The following is a 13,219-nucleotide window of genomic DNA, read 5'->3' as shown; positions in this document are numbered from 1 at the left end:
AACCTTGTCAAGCGCTCCGCCGGACCGGCCGGTCACGTCCCTGGCAGGCAGCACGAAGCCCTGCCTGGTGACAGTAAAGATCAAGAAGCAGCACAGCAGCATCGGGGAAGGAAACAGGAAGGAAGAATGCGAAAGGGCCGCATGAAGCGGCCCCTGAAGGATCAGGCGAAGGTATCGATGAGACTGCCGATCATCTGGTCGGTGGCCTTGGCGACCATGCTGCCAGCCTCGGCCTGGACCTTACCGGCCTCCAGGGCGAGCAGGATGGTAGTGAGGTCGGCCGGCTGCTGCGATTCCGCGCCAGCGACTGTGTTGCTGGCTATTTCACCGGCGGCCTGCTGGATCATGCGCTGACCAGACTGAATGGCGCCAAGACCGGCGCTGAAGCCACTACCCTGGATTTCCATGGCGGATACCGAAGCTCGAAGGGAGATGCCGGCAATTGAAGCAGCCCGCCGCGCGCTGCGCAATCAGCGCCGGGCGAATGTGCCCAGCGGCGACAGGTCGAGATGGCGCGCCACCGCCGCCGGAGTCGCTTCGGCCAGGCGCGGCACGCGGCCGAGGCAGGGGGCTGGCAGTCGCTCGGCCAGGGTGGTGAGGTTTTCTTCCAGGCGCGAGGTCTGCGGATCGACCACATTGGCTACCCAGCCCGCGAGAGTCAGGCCATCGCGCAAAATGGCCTCGGCAGTCAGTACCGCATGGTTGATGCAGCCCAGGCGCACACCGACAACCAGGATCACCGGCAGCCCAAGGGCAATCGGAAGGTCAGAGAGGTTGGCGGAACCCGCCAGCGGCACGCGCCAGCCGCCAGCACCTTCCACCAGGCTGAAATCAGCGCCCCTGGCCAGCACGCTGCGCACTGGCGCCGCGAGCGCGTCGACATCCAGCGCAACTCCCGCTTCACGTGCTGCGAGGTGCGGGGCGATGGCTGGAGCGAAGGCCAGCGGGTTGACCTCCTTGTAGGTCAGCGGCAACGAGCACTCGCCCAGCAACGCCAGGGCATCGCTGTTGCGCAAACCGTCAGGGGTCTCTTCACAACCGGACGCGACCGGCTTGGCAGCCGCAGTGGACAGGCCCTGCATCCGCGCAGCGTGAAGCAGGCCGGCAGCGATGGTGGTCTTGCCGATCTCGGTGTCGGTGCCGGTGACGAAGTAAGCCGCCGCCATATCAGTCTTCCTTTTTCAGTACGCCGTAGACCACTTGGTACGTAGCCGGCAGGCCCTGGGGCTGGCGGAAGCGCTCGTAGGCCTCAACCAGCGCGAGTATGCGCGCCCGCCCGGTCAGTCCACCCGGCCGGCCGGGGTTGAGATTGTGCGCGCCAAGGGCCTTGAGTTCGTGGGTCAGGGTGCGCAGGTCGGCGTAGTGCAGCACCTGGGGTTCGCTGCCCAGGTCCAGTGGCAGCAGGCCGCTGGCGGCGCAGAGGTCCTGGTAGTCCTCCAGACGACGGAAGCGATTGACGTGGACGAAGCCGTCCACAGCCTGCCAACTGTCGCGCAGTTCCTGCAGGGTGCCGACGCACAGGCTGCTGAAGGCGAACACGCCACCCGGCTGCAATACGCGGCGCGCTTCGGCGAGCACCGCGGCAAAGTCGGCGCACCACTGCACGGCGAGACTGGAGAAAATCAGTTGCTGAGTCCCACTGGCCAATGGCAGATGCTCGGCGTCCCCGGCAATGAACCGCCGGGCGCCACCCAGAGGACGGGCATGACGCAACATGCCCTCGGCAATATCCACCGCCAGGCCATCGCTCTCCGGGAAACGTCCAGCCAGGGTCCGTGAGAAGTAGCCGGTGCCGCAGCCCAGGTCGAGCCAATGTTGCGGCACGAACCTTTCCGGCAGTCGACGCAACAGTTCGTTGCCGACCGCCCGCTGCAAGGCGGCGACGCTGTCGTAGCTGTCCGCCGCGCGAGAAAAGGAAGCCGCCACCTGGCGCTTGTCCGGCAGATGACCTTCGGCTTCGGCGGCGATTCGCGCGTCAGACATCGTCACCCTCGCGCATGAATCGGAGGATGGCCGCTGCGACCTCATCGGGTCGTTCCAGCGGCAGACCGTGACTGGCGTCGTCGACCACCTGGACTTCCAGGTCGGGAAGCCACTCCAGCAGCGCGGCGGCGGCCGTGGCTGGCACCAGCGCATCGCGCCCGCCGAACAGGTGCAGTTGCGGACCGCCGTAGCCCTGGACAGCCGCACGGATATCCAGCACGTCCAGCAGACGCAGGCCGGCATCCAGCACCTTGGGCTCGGTGGGCAACTGGGTGACCTGCAGTTGCCGCGCCAGAGTGCGGGCATCCCGAGCGCCCTGGGCCACCAGCATGGTGAAGCGCCTCAAGGTCTGTGCGTGATCGAGGCGGCAGGCCTCGTGGAAGGCCGCGAAGACTTCCTGGGACATGGCGCAGGGCCAATCATCCCGGTCGCGAAAACTCATGTTGCTGCACAGGCCGATCAGCCCTCGGCAGGCATCGCCGCGGCGTGCAGCCAGTTGCGCAGCGAGCATGCCGCCGAGGGACCAACCCGCCAGCCAGCAGTCCTGGGGCAGGCGGGCGTCCAGCTCGTCCAGCCAGGCGCCGGCCTGCTCCAGGGCAGGCAACGCTTCGATCTCCACCAGCAGGTGTGGCGCGCGTTCCAGCAAGGCATCGCGCAGCGGCTCCAGGGCGGCCGGGCCGATAGCCCAGCCCGGCAACAGAATCAGGCGTTCACGCATCGGGAGCTTCCTCCTTCGCCAGGGTTGCCCAGCATTCGGCCAGGGCACTCAGCAAGGATTCAAGCTGTTCTTCCGTGTGGACGGCAGAGAACGTAATACGCAGCCGCGCGCTACCCGCCGGCACAGTGGGCGGGCGAATGGCGCCGACCAGGATGCCGCGATCGCGCAGCAGGGCGGAAAGTCTGAGGGCGCGGGCACTGTCGCCGACCAGGATCGGCTGGATGGGCGTCGGGCTGTCCATCAGGGTCAGGCCGATTTCGGCCGCGCCTTCACGGAAGCGACGGATCAGCGCGTTCAGGTGCTCACGGCGCCAGCTTTCGCGCTGCAGCAGTTCCAGACTCTTCAGGGTGGCGCAGGCCACGGCCGGCGGCTGGCTGGTGGTGTAGATGTAGGGACGGGCGAACTGGATCAGGGTTTCGATCAGTTCCTCACTGCCGGCGACGAATGCACCGGCGGTGCCGAAGGCCTTGCCCAGGGTGCCCACCAGAACCGGCACGTCCTCCAGGCCCAGGCCGAAGTGTTCGACGATGCCGCCACCTGTAGCACCCAGCGGACCAAAGCCGTGAGCGTCATCCACCATCACCCAGGCGCCACGGGCCTTGGCCTCAGCGCATATGGCGGGCAGCTCGGCCAGGTCGCCATCCATGCTGAATACGCCGTCGGTCACCACCAGGGTGTTGCCCTCGGCTTTTTCCAGGCGGCTGGCCAGGCTGTCGACATCGTTGTGCAGGTACCGCGAGAAGCGCGCCCCGGAGAGCAAGCCGGCGTCCAGCAGCGAGGCGTGGTTGAGGCGGTCTTCCAGCACCGTGTCACCCTTGCCCAACAACGCGGTCACCGCCCCCAGGTTGGCCATGTAGCCGGTGGAAAACAGCAACGCGCGGGGCCGACCGGTGAATTCGGCCAGGGCCACCTCCAGATCGTGATGCGGACCGCTATGACCGATCACCAGGTGCGAAGCACCGCCACCGGCGCCCCAGCGCTCCACGCCACGCTGCAGCGCGGCCTTCACTTCGGGGTGGTCAGCCAACCCCAGGTAGTCGTTGGAACAGAAGGCCAGCATGCGCCGGCCATCCACCACGACTTCGGGCCCTTGCGGGCTCTCCAGCAGCGGGCGCTGACGATAGAGGTTGTCCGCATGGCGGGCGGCAAGACGCGAGGCGAGATCAAAAGGCATGGGCGGTTCGGTTGTCCGTAGGAGCCAGCGTGCTGGCGAACCTGCAGGAGCCGCCCTCGCGAGCAAGCTCGCTCCTACAGGGGTCGTTGACGCGGTGTCAGGCGGATGCGGCGTCGTAGAACAGCTGCGAATCGCGTTGTTCCACCAGGGCCTGCTCGATGGCGGCCTGGTGCACTTCGTCGGCGTGTTCTTCACGCTCTTCCGGCTTGATACCCAAGCGAGCGAACAGTTGCATGTCCTTCTCCGCCTGCGGGTTCTTGGTGGTCAGCAGCTTCTCGCCGTAGAAGATCGAGTTGGCACCCGCCATGAAGGCCAGTGCCTGCATCTGCTCGTTCATCTGCTCGCGACCGGCGGACAGGCGCACGTGGGACTTCGGCATCATGATGCGGGCGACCGCCAGGGTGCGGATGAAATCGAACGGGTCGACGTCTTTCTCTTCCGCCAGGGGCGTGCCCTTCACTTTCACCAGCATGTTGATCGGCACCGATTCGGGGTGCTCGGGCAGGTTGGCCAACTGGATCAGCAGACCGGCGCGGTCGGCCACCGACTCACCCATGCCGAGGATGCCGCCGGAGCAGATCTTCATCCCCGCCTCACGCACGTAGGCCAGGGTCTGCAGACGCTCGCTGTAGGTGCGGGTGGTGATGATGTTGCCGTAGTACTCCGGCGAGGTATCCAGGTTGTGGTTGTAGTAGTCGAGGCCCGCTTCTGCCAGAGACTGGGTCTGCTCCTGGGTCAGCTTGCCGAGGGTCATGCAGGTTTCCAGGCCGAGCTTCTTCACGCCTTTGACCATTTCCAGCACGTAGGGCATGTCCTTGGCGGACGGGTGCTTCCACGCGGCGCCCATGCAGAAGCGGGTCGAGCCGATGGCCTTGGCCTCGGCAGCGGCCTCGAGGACCTTCTGCACTTCCATCAGTTTTTCCTTGTCCAGGCCAGTGTTGTAATGGCCGGACTGCGGGCAGTACTTGCAGTCTTCCGGGCAGGCGCCGGTCTTGATCGACAGCAGGGTGGAAACCTGTACCCGATTCGGGTCGAAGTTCGCGCGGTGAACGGTCTGGGCCTGGAACAGCAGGTCGTTGAACGGCTGTTCGAACAGCGCCTTCACCTCGGCGAGGGACCAGTCATGACGGGTAGCGATGGATGCGGTTGCACTCATGGAGGTTTCCTTCGACGCTTGCAGGGGCGCCTCTTGTCAGGGATACCCGGAGTCGGACTCCGGGAATTCAGGCTTAGGGCATCATAAGTTGAGCTGTGACGCTGTCAACCAGTCTTGCGACACAGGTCGACATCTGATCATTTTTTAATCACTCATTCCACTGAACCAGATTTCCCGGCCAGGCTCAAATCCCGGGCAGCCTGCCGCTGAAGGAGCAACACACTGCAATGCGTACAGAAGGATTTTTCGAGTGGCTCGGCCGGATCATCGGCACCGCCATCCGCTTCATAGTCGACCTGCTCTCTGGCGTGCTTGGCGGTATTGGTCAGGCCATCGACGACTTTCTCAACGGACTGGCACGGGCCATCGGCATGGACGTGTCCTTCTTCAGCCTGATCCTGCTGCTCGTCGGGCTACTGCTGCTCTACAGTGGTGTCCGCGCTTTCATCCGCAAGTCCATCATCGGCGGCCTGGTCCTGACCTTTCTCGGTCTGTTGGTGATGAGCTGGCTGATCGCCTGAATCCCGTCCCAGGGAGGGGACCATGCTTTCCTTGCTCGCCCGGTTGCGGCCGGCCTGGCTTCGCCACACACCCACCTGCCAGCTTTGTCGCGCGCCGGGCAACGACCTGGCCATCTGCGCAGGCTGCGAGGCCGAACTGCCCTGGCTCAGCGGACATTGCATCGTCTGCGCCCTGCCCCTGCCCACCCATGGCCTGCCCTGCGGTGAGTGCCTGAAACGGCCACCGCCCTTCACGCGGGTCGAGGCGCCTTGGCGCTACGGCTTCCCGGTGGACAGCCTGATCACCCGTTTCAAGCACCAGGGCCGCTGGCCCCTGGGCCGCTTGCTGGGGGAATTGCTCGCCCGCCACCTGGAGCACGCGTTCCATGAAGGGCTGCCACGTCCCGACGCCCTGCTACCGGTTCCCCTGAGCGCACCACGCCTGCGCCAGCGTGGCTTCAACCAGGCACAGATGTTGGCGCGCTGGCTGGGCAACGAACTGTGCCTTCCCGTGCAAGACGGCTGGCTGCAACGCATCGAGGACGGCCCGCCCCAGCAGGGCCTGGATGCTGCCGCCCGGCGCCGCAACCTGCGCCGTGCCTTCGCGTTGCCCTCGCGGGTGGAGGTGAAAGGCCTGCACCTGGCCCTGGTGGACGACGTGCTGACCACCGGCACCACCGCACATGTCCTCGCTCGCCTGCTGAAGCGCGCCGGCGCGACTCGGGTGGACGTCTACTGCCTGGCACGCACGCCCCGGCCGGGGGACTCCTGAAGGCTTGACGCCGCGAACGGGCGGGAGCAGCCTGCGCGCCAGATGCCCCGACGAACCCGTCCGTTCATGAGCCTGACCAGCGCCCTTACCCAGCAACTCACTCGTCGCCCGCAGCGCCTGGCGCTGCTGGAACAGATCGCCGTACAAGGCTCCATCACTCGCGCCGCAAAAGCCGCCGGCCTGAGCTACAAGGCGGCGTGGGATGCCATCGACGAACTGAACAACCTCGCCGAAAAGCCCCTGGTGGAACGCTCCGTAGGTGGCAAGGGCGGTGGCGGTGCGCGACTGTCCGCCGAGGGGGAACGCCTGCTGGCCCTCTACAAGCGTCTGGAAAGCCTGCAGGCGCGCCTGCTGGAAAGTGCCGAAAGCGAGCAGGACCTGGAGCTGCTGGGGCGCCTGATGCTGCGCACCAGCGCGCGCAACCAACTGAGCGGCCGAGTGCTCGGCATTGAATCCAGGGGGCGCAACGATCTGGTGAGCATCGAACTGGCCGGCGGTCCCTGCCTCTTGGCGCAGATCACCCACGACAGCACCGAGAAGCTGGAACTGGCGCCAGGCCGCAGCGTGGTGGCACTGATCAAGGCGGGCTGGCTGCGACTGCAGCCCCTATCAGAACCGGCAGATGACGCGCTGAACCAGTTGCAGGGCCGGATCGAGGAAATCCTCGACGCGGCCGACAGCCCCAGCGAAGTGCGCATCGCCCTGGCCAGCGGCCAAACACTCTGTGCCCTGGTCGAGCCCGAGCGCTTGGCGCTACTCGGCGTCAAGACCGGCGACAGCGTTCGCGCGCAGTTCGCGCCCGGTCAAGTGCTGCTCGGCACCGCGCTCTGAGGGCCGTCAACCGTACGCTGCACGACCATTGGGGATAGACTGGGCGCCTGACTGCCGGAGCTGCCCATGTCCCACCCCTTCGATGACCTCACACCCGACCTGGTACTGGACGCTGTGGAAAGCCTCGGCTTTCTTAGCGATATGCGCATCCTCGCGCTGAACAGCTACGAGAACCGCGTTTACCAGGTAGGCATCGAGGACGCCGAGCCACTGATTGCCAAGTTCTATCGACCACAGCGCTGGAGCGACGAAGCGATTCTCGAAGAGCACAGGTTCAGCGCCGAACTGGCCGAATGCGAAGTGCCGGTGGTGGCGCCGCTGCAACGCGACGGAAAGAGCCTGTTCGAGCACGCCGGTTTCCGCTTCGCCCTGTTCCCCCGTCGCGGAGGCCGCGCACCGGAACCCGGCAACCTCGACCAGCTCTACCGCCTCGGCCAGTTGCTCGGTCGCCTGCACGCCGTCGGCAGCACCCGCCCCTTCGAGCACCGCGAAACCCTGGCGGTGGACAACTTCGGCCACCAGTCCCTGGCGACCCTGCTGGAAGGCGGCTTCATTCCCCGCAGCCTGCTGCCGGCCTACGAGTCGGTCGCCCGTGATCTGCTCAAGCGCCTCGACAAGTTGTTCGCCGAAGTGCGCTACCAACCGATTCGCATGCATGGTGATTGCCACCCCGGCAACCTGCTGTGCCGTGACGACGTCTTCCATGTGGTGGACCTCGACGATTGCCGCATGGGTCCGGCGGTGCAGGACCTGTGGATGATGCTGGCGGGGGATCGCCAGGAACGCCTCGGCCAGCTCTCCGAATTGATGGACGGCTACCAGGAGTTCCACGACTTCGACCGCCGCGAGCTGCCGCTGATCGAAGGCCTGCGCGCCCTGCGCCTGATGCATCACAGTGCCTGGATCGCCCGCCGCTGGGACGACCCGGCCTTCCCCATGCACTTCTCCTGGTTCGGCAGCGAACGCTACTGGGGCGACCAGATCCTCACCCTGCGCGAGCAAATTTCGGCGTTGGACGAAGAACCGCTGAAGCTGTTCTGAACCTGTCACCTGATCCCGGCCGTAAAGAACGCCTTACGCGTTTCGCTTGCACAGCCTTGCGGAAAAACCTGAGCACACAGACAAGCCCCGACGTCGCCCACTAGAATGTCCACCACTCGTTAGCTGCCTAAGCAAGGACATTCCATGGCAACCGCCGACCCGCGACGCGGGTACATCCTGGGGCTCACCGCCTACGTTATCTGGGGCCTCTTTCCGCTCTACTTCAAAGCCATCCAGAGCGTTCCGGCGCTGGAGATCATCGTTCACCGCGCGCTGTGGTCGGCCCTCTTCGGCGCCGCACTGCTGCTGGTCTGGAAGCATCCGGGCTGGTTGCGCGAGCTGCGCGAGAACCCCAAGCGCTTTGGGGTACTGGCCGCCAGCGGCATGCTGATCGCCGGCAACTGGCTGGTCTACGTATGGGCGGTGAACAACGGACGGATGCTGGAAGCCAGCTTGGGCTACTACATCAACCCGCTGATCAACGTTCTGCTAGGAATGCTGATTCTCGGCGAGCGCTTGCGTCGCCTGCAGTGGATCGCCGTACTGCTGGCGGCCATCGGCGTCGCGCAACAGATCTGGCAAGTCGGCGCGCTGCCCTGGGTGTCCCTGACCCTGGCGCTGACGTTCGGCTTCTATGGACTGATCCGCAAGCAGGCCCCGGTGGCGGCCCTGCCCGGGCTGGTCGTGGAAACCTGGCTGCTGCTGCCCCTGGCCGTTGGCTGGTTGCTGCTGACCCCGAGCGCGACCTCTTCCCAGGCGAGCTTCTGGTCAACACCCGAGGCGCTCTGGCTGATCGCGGCGGGCCCCATCACCCTGGTGCCCCTGGTGTGCTTCAACGCTGCCGCGCGCCACCTGCCCTACACCACCCTGGGTTTTCTCCAGTACCTGGCGCCGACCCTGGTGATGCTGCAGGCGATCTTCCTCTTCGGCGAGCACTTCGACCCCAACAAGCTGCTGGCTTTCTGCTTTATCTGGGCCGGCCTGGCCATCTACAGCGTCGACGCCTGGCTGACCCTGCGGCGCAACAGCTGATCGCCCGGGTGGAAGTCCGCGCCGCGGATTTCCACCCGATCGCCACTCATTTTTCCTGGTGCAGATTCAGCTCAACCATCAGGTCATCGGCCAAGGTCTCCAGCTTGGCCTGCAACACATCCAGGGACAGGGTCAGCGGCACCGCCAGCACGGCCTCGGCGTGGAACAGCGGTTCACTGCTCATGGGTGCCGGCACCACCTCGGTGATCAGGCTTTCCAGGTTGACCCCCAGTTCGGCCAGCAGTCGGGTGATGTCGCGGACGATGCCCGGCCGGTCGTTGCCCACCAGATCCAGCAGGATCGGCTTCCAGGTGCAGGACGGCTCGATGCCGCTCTGCGCCAGCATCACGCGGATGCCGTGGGCACTGAGGCCTTGCAGCCCTTCTACCAGTTCGTCGTAACCCTCGGCCGGCACCGCTACCCGCAAGATCCCGGCGAACTGCCCGGCCATGCGCGACATGCGGCTCTCCAACCAGTTGCCACCATGGGCGGCAATGCACTGTGCGACGCGCTCCACCAGCCCGGGCTGGTCCGCTGCAATGACGGTAAGTACCAGATGATCCACGCTCGACTCCTTATGTTGGCAACCGGCGCCGGGCTTCAGGCCAGGCTCAGCCAGTAGGTATAGAAGACCTCATCGCGCATGTAGCCCAGACGCTCGTAGAGCGCCTGGCCGGCGAGGTTGGTCTTCGCGGTTTCCAGCTGGATGCCGCAGGCGCCGGTCGCTACGGCATGGGCACGGGCGGCGTTCATCAGGTCCTCCCCCACGCCTTGGCGCCGGGCAGTGGGCACTACATAAAGATCGCTCAACAACCAGGCCGGTGCCAGCGCCAGCGACGAGAGAAAGGGATAGAGCTGGGTGAAGCCCAAGGGCGCGCCATCGACACCGCGGGCGATGAGCAGCGTCGAGTCAGCGCGATCCAGGCGCTGTTCGAGGAAAGCGCGGACCTCCGCCGGGGGTCTGGGCACCTGATAGAACTCCAGATAGCCGGAGAAAAGCCGAGTCAGATCATCAAGATCGCTGAACGTGGCGGCACGTACGGGCATGTAAGGGCTCCTGGGCGAATTCGCAGGAGTATAGGAAAGCTCCGAAAAACCCGTGCAGCATCTCGTGCGACGGCCTGTCGCAGTTCCATCGAATAATGAATCGTGTACATTTTTCAGATTTAGCTGGAACAATGCGCTAGTTTTTTGAGAACATTCTGCCCGCCGTTGTGACCGTAACGCAGCTTTTAGTCGCATAGCGACGCGACCCCACTGATTTTCACAACGGCTTCATGTAGTATGCCGCGCTTCGGACTACAAGAAGGGAGACCCCCCAGTCCGAACGGATATTGAGCAGAGTGAGGCAAGCAATGACTGAGCGCGTTCAAGTCGGTGGCCTTCAGGTCGCCAGAGTCCTGTTCGACTTCGTGAACAACGAAGCCATCCCCGGAACCGGCATTGCCGCCGACACCTTCTGGGCCGGTGTGGAAGCCGTCATCAATGACCTGGCTCCGAAGAACAAAGCCCTCCTCGCCAAACGCGATGAACTGCAGGCCAAGATCGACGCCTGGCACCAGGCACGTGCCGGTCAGGCTCACGATGCCGTGGCCTACAAGGCGTTCCTCCAGGAGATCGGCTACCTGCTGCCGGAACCGGCCGACTTCAAGGCCACTACCCAGAATGTCGACGATGAAATCGCCACCATGGCCGGCCCGCAGCTGGTCGTGCCGGTAATGAACGCACGCTTCGCCCTGAACGCGGCCAACGCCCGCTGGGGCTCGCTGTACGACGCGCTGTATGGCACCGATGCCATCAGCGAAGAAGGCGGCGCCGAAAAGGGCAAGGGCTACAACAAGGTCCGTGGTGACAAGGTCATCGCCTTCGCCCGCGCCTTCCTCGACGAGGCCGCGCCGCTGGAAGGTGCTTCCCACGTCGACGCCACCGCCTACACCGTCAAGAACGGCCAACTGGCCGTGACCCTGAAGAGTGGCAACGATGTCGGCCTGAAGAATGCCGCTCAGTTCATCGCTTTCCAAGGCGAGGCAGCCAAGCCCACCGCCGTTCTGCTGAAGAACAATGGCCTGCACTTCGAAATCCAGATCGACCCGACCAGCCCCATCGGCCAGACCGACGCCGCCGGCGTGAAGGACGTGCTGATGGAGTCCGCGCTGACCACCATCATGGACTGCGAAGACTCCGTCGCCGCCGTCGATGCCGACGACAAGGTCGTGGTCTACCGCAACTGGCTGGGCCTGATGAAGGGCGACCTGGCTGAAACCGTCAGCAAGGGCGGCCAGACCTTCACCCGCACCATGAACCCGGACCGCGCCTACACCAAGGCCGATGGCTCCGAGCTGACCCTGCACGGCCGCTCCCTGCTGTTCGTGCGCAACGTCGGCCACCTGATGACCAACCCGGCCATCCTCGATGCCGCTGGCAACGAAGTACCCGAAGGTATCCAGGACGGCCTGTTCACCGGCCTGATCGCCTTGCACAACCTGAAGGGCAACACCAGCCGCAAGAACACCCGCACCGGCTCGATGTACATCGTCAAGCCGAAGATGCACGGCCCGGAAGAAGTGGCCTTCGCCACCGAAATCTTCAGCCGCGTGGAAGACGTGCTGGGCATGCCGCGCAACACCATGAAAGTCGGCATCATGGACGAAGAGCGCCGTACCACCATCAACCTCAAGGCCTGCATCAAGGCCGCGGCCGAGCGCGTGGTGTTCATCAACACGGGCTTCCTCGACCGTACCGGTGACGAGATCCACACCTCCATGGAAGCCGGCGCCATGGTGCGCAAGGGCGCCATGAAGACCGAGAAGTGGATCGGTTCCTACGAGAACAACAACGTCGACGTCGGCCTGGCCACCGGCCTTCAAGGCAAGGCGCAAATCGGCAAGGGCATGTGGGCCATGCCGGACCTGATGGCCGCCATGCTCGAGCAGAAGATTGGCCACCCGCTGGCCGGCGCCAACACCGCCTGGGTTCCGTCGCCAACTGCCGCCACCCTGCACGCGCTGCACTACCACAAGGTCGACGTATTCGCCCGTCAGGCCGAATTGGCCAAGCGCGCCCCGGCTTCGGTGGACGACATCCTGACCATCCCGCTGGCGCCGAATACCAACTGGACTGCCGAAGAGATCCAGAACGAACTGGACAACAACGCCCAGGGCATCCTCGGCTATGTGGTGCGCTGGATCGACCAGGGTGTCGGCTGCTCCAAGGTGCCGGACATCAACGATGTCGGCCTGATGGAAGACCGCGCCACCCTGCGTATCTCCAGCCAGCTCCTGGCCAACTGGCTGCGCCACGGCGTGGTCAGCCAGGCGCAGATCGTCGAGAGCCTGGAGCGCATGGCCTCGGTGGTCGACCGCCAGAACGCCAGCGACCCGCTGTACCGCCCGATGGCGCCGAACTTCGCCGACAACGTGGCCTTCCAGGCCGCGCTGGAGCTGGTGGTAGAGGGAACCAAGCAGCCTAACGGCTACACCGAGCCGGTCCTGCACCGTCGTCGCCGCGAGTTCAAGGCGAAGAACGGTCTCTAAGACCTGCCCATGAAAAACCGCCCCTCAGGGCGGTTTTTCTTTTTTGGCGAAGTCGATTTGATTAGCTATGTCTGCGTTAGCTGTTGCGAGAGATTTGCCAGCGCGCCGAGAGCCTTGCAGGAGCTGGCTTGCCAGCGAAACGGGGCTATTCGCTGGCAAGCCAGCTCCTACGGGCAATGCGGCTGCTTGCAACACGTCATGCAGACAGAGCCATTTGATTCGCCAGACATAAAAAAACCGCCTGTCCCTGGCGGTTTCTTCAGGCGCTTTTCAGCGCAATGACCTTCGCTTTGGTTTTCGCTTTCGCCGGCCTGGGACGCACCTCGGGTGGCGGGGCCTTGGGTTCGGGTGCGGTGCCGATCTCGTTGCGCACCAGGTTGGAGAGACGGCTGATGTCCACCGGCTTGAGCAGGAAATCCACCACCTTCATGTGCATCGCCTCAATGGCATCCTGCACGTCGGCATCGCCGGAAATGATG

14 protein-coding genes and 1 pseudogene are annotated in these 13,219 nt (G+C 64.8%); 6 read left to right on the top strand and 9 right to left on the bottom strand.

Annotated features, from left to right (window positions below):
- Positions 1-161: 161 nt before the first annotated feature.
- The 6 genes from FFS60_RS23670 to bioB all read right to left on the bottom strand — a co-directional run bounded on the left by FFS60_RS23670 (position 162) and on the right by bioB (position 5,031).
- Complete coding sequence (locus tag FFS60_RS23670) at positions 162-407, bottom strand: hypothetical protein (RefSeq protein ID WP_028631142.1); 246 nt, start codon at positions 405-407, stop codon at positions 162-164.
- 63 nt (positions 408-470) lie between these two features.
- Positions 471-1,166 (bottom strand): dethiobiotin synthase, encoded by a 696-nt coding sequence (bioD, locus tag FFS60_RS23665; protein ID WP_028631143.1) that lies wholly within the window; start codon positions 1,164-1,166, stop codon positions 471-473.
- A gap of 1 nt (position 1,167) precedes the next feature.
- The gene (bioC, locus tag FFS60_RS23660; protein ID WP_137823346.1) at positions 1,168-1,983 is read right to left on the bottom strand and encodes a malonyl-ACP O-methyltransferase BioC; all 816 of its coding nucleotides are present in this window, start codon (positions 1,981-1,983) and stop codon (positions 1,168-1,170) included.
- Positions 1,976-2,701 carry an alpha/beta fold hydrolase gene (locus FFS60_RS23655; protein WP_137823345.1) on the bottom strand — a complete coding sequence of 242 codons (726 nt, stop codon included), beginning with the start codon at positions 2,699-2,701 and terminating at the stop codon, positions 1,976-1,978. The genes bioC and FFS60_RS23655 overlap by 8 nt, the downstream gene beginning before the upstream one ends.
- On the bottom strand, positions 2,694-3,875 hold the full coding sequence (bioF, locus tag FFS60_RS23650) for an 8-amino-7-oxononanoate synthase (protein WP_137823344.1): 1,182 nt from the start codon (positions 3,873-3,875) through the stop codon (positions 2,694-2,696). Before bioF ends, FFS60_RS23655 begins: the two co-directional genes overlap by 8 nt.
- Positions 3,876-3,972: 97 nt before the next feature.
- Complete coding sequence (gene bioB / locus FFS60_RS23645; RefSeq protein ID WP_028631147.1) at positions 3,973-5,031, bottom strand: biotin synthase BioB; 1,059 nt, start codon at positions 5,029-5,031, stop codon at positions 3,973-3,975.
- Between the two features lie 227 nt (positions 5,032-5,258).
- On the opposite strand from bioB, the gene FFS60_RS23640 reads away from it, so the two are divergent.
- The 5 genes from FFS60_RS23640 (at position 5,259) to rarD (ending at position 9,207) form a co-directional block, all read left to right on the top strand.
- Positions 5,259-5,552, top strand: a complete 294-nt coding sequence (locus tag FFS60_RS23640; RefSeq protein WP_028631148.1) for a hypothetical protein — start codon at positions 5,259-5,261, stop codon at positions 5,550-5,552.
- A 22-nt stretch (positions 5,553-5,574) separates the two neighbouring features.
- On the top strand, positions 5,575-6,303 hold the full coding sequence (locus FFS60_RS23635) for a ComF family protein (RefSeq protein ID WP_137823343.1): 729 nt from the start codon (positions 5,575-5,577) through the stop codon (positions 6,301-6,303).
- A gap of 66 nt (positions 6,304-6,369) precedes the next feature.
- The gene (locus tag FFS60_RS23630; RefSeq protein WP_137823359.1) at positions 6,370-7,134 is read left to right on the top strand and encodes a TOBE domain-containing protein; all 765 of its coding nucleotides are present in this window, start codon (positions 6,370-6,372) and stop codon (positions 7,132-7,134) included.
- A 66-nt stretch (positions 7,135-7,200) separates the two neighbouring features.
- Positions 7,201-8,175: a serine/threonine protein kinase gene (locus FFS60_RS23625; RefSeq protein WP_028631151.1), complete on the top strand. Its 975-nt coding sequence runs from the start codon at positions 7,201-7,203 to the stop codon at positions 8,173-8,175.
- A 144-nt stretch (positions 8,176-8,319) separates the two neighbouring features.
- Positions 8,320-9,207, top strand: coding sequence for an EamA family transporter RarD (gene rarD / locus FFS60_RS23620; RefSeq protein WP_137823342.1), 888 nt, complete (start codon positions 8,320-8,322; stop codon positions 9,205-9,207).
- 46 nt (positions 9,208-9,253) lie between these two features.
- On the opposite strand, the gene FFS60_RS23615 is transcribed toward rarD, so the two are convergent.
- A complete protein-coding gene (locus FFS60_RS23615; protein ID WP_028631153.1) occupies positions 9,254-9,772 on the bottom strand; it encodes a glycine cleavage system protein R in 519 nt (172 codons plus the stop codon).
- 35 nt (positions 9,773-9,807) lie between these two features.
- Positions 9,808-10,254, bottom strand: a complete 447-nt coding sequence (locus FFS60_RS23610; protein WP_028631154.1) for a GNAT family N-acetyltransferase — start codon at positions 10,252-10,254, stop codon at positions 9,808-9,810.
- A 308-nt stretch (positions 10,255-10,562) separates the two neighbouring features.
- Between FFS60_RS23610 and FFS60_RS23605 the strand changes: the two genes are divergently transcribed.
- A complete protein-coding gene (locus tag FFS60_RS23605) occupies positions 10,563-12,740 on the top strand; it encodes a malate synthase G (protein ID WP_137823341.1) in 2,178 nt (725 codons plus the stop codon).
- Between the two features lie 259 nt (positions 12,741-12,999).
- Here FFS60_RS23605 and FFS60_RS23600 read toward each other — a convergent pair.
- A pseudogene (locus tag FFS60_RS23600) lies at positions 13,000-13,219 on the bottom strand (response regulator); the annotation flags it as partial.

Source organism: Pseudomonas sp. D(2018), assembly GCF_005502555.1.
Taxonomy (GTDB): domain Bacteria; phylum Pseudomonadota; class Gammaproteobacteria; order Pseudomonadales; family Pseudomonadaceae; genus Metapseudomonas; species Metapseudomonas resinovorans.
The sequence above is the reverse complement of the archived record's forward strand: the minus strand, read 5'-3'. Positions and strand labels throughout refer to the sequence as shown.

What these genes read in the sequence shown, in the direction of transcription:
- FFS60_RS23630 (WP_137823359.1), top strand. Translation starts at nt 6,370, where the DNA reads ATGAGCCTGACCAGCGCCCTTACCCAGCAACTCACTCGTCGCCCGCAG.
- bioB (WP_028631147.1), bottom strand. Translation starts at nt 5,031, where the DNA reads ATGAGTGCAACCGCATCCATCGCTACCCGTCATGACTGGTCCCTCGCC.
- FFS60_RS23655 (WP_137823345.1), bottom strand. Translation starts at nt 2,701, where the DNA reads ATGCGTGAACGCCTGATTCTGTTGCCGGGCTGGGCTATCGGCCCGGCC.
- FFS60_RS23670 (WP_028631142.1), bottom strand. Translation starts at nt 407, where the DNA reads ATGGAAATCCAGGGTAGTGGCTTCAGCGCCGGTCTTGGCGCCATTCAG.
- bioD (WP_028631143.1), bottom strand. Translation starts at nt 1,166, where the DNA reads ATGGCGGCGGCTTACTTCGTCACCGGCACCGACACCGAGATCGGCAAG.
- FFS60_RS23605 (WP_137823341.1), top strand. Translation starts at nt 10,563, where the DNA reads ATGACTGAGCGCGTTCAAGTCGGTGGCCTTCAGGTCGCCAGAGTCCTG.
- bioC (WP_137823346.1), bottom strand. Translation starts at nt 1,983, where the DNA reads ATGTCTGACGCGCGAATCGCCGCCGAAGCCGAAGGTCATCTGCCGGAC.
- bioF (WP_137823344.1), bottom strand. Translation starts at nt 3,875, where the DNA reads ATGCCTTTTGATCTCGCCTCGCGTCTTGCCGCCCGCCATGCGGACAAC.
- FFS60_RS23625 (WP_028631151.1), top strand. Translation starts at nt 7,201, where the DNA reads ATGTCCCACCCCTTCGATGACCTCACACCCGACCTGGTACTGGACGCT.
- FFS60_RS23635 (WP_137823343.1), top strand. Translation starts at nt 5,575, where the DNA reads ATGCTTTCCTTGCTCGCCCGGTTGCGGCCGGCCTGGCTTCGCCACACA.
- rarD (WP_137823342.1), top strand. Translation starts at nt 8,320, where the DNA reads ATGGCAACCGCCGACCCGCGACGCGGGTACATCCTGGGGCTCACCGCC.
- FFS60_RS23610 (WP_028631154.1), bottom strand. Translation starts at nt 10,254, where the DNA reads ATGCCCGTACGTGCCGCCACGTTCAGCGATCTTGATGATCTGACTCGG.
- FFS60_RS23640 (WP_028631148.1), top strand. Translation starts at nt 5,259, where the DNA reads ATGCGTACAGAAGGATTTTTCGAGTGGCTCGGCCGGATCATCGGCACC.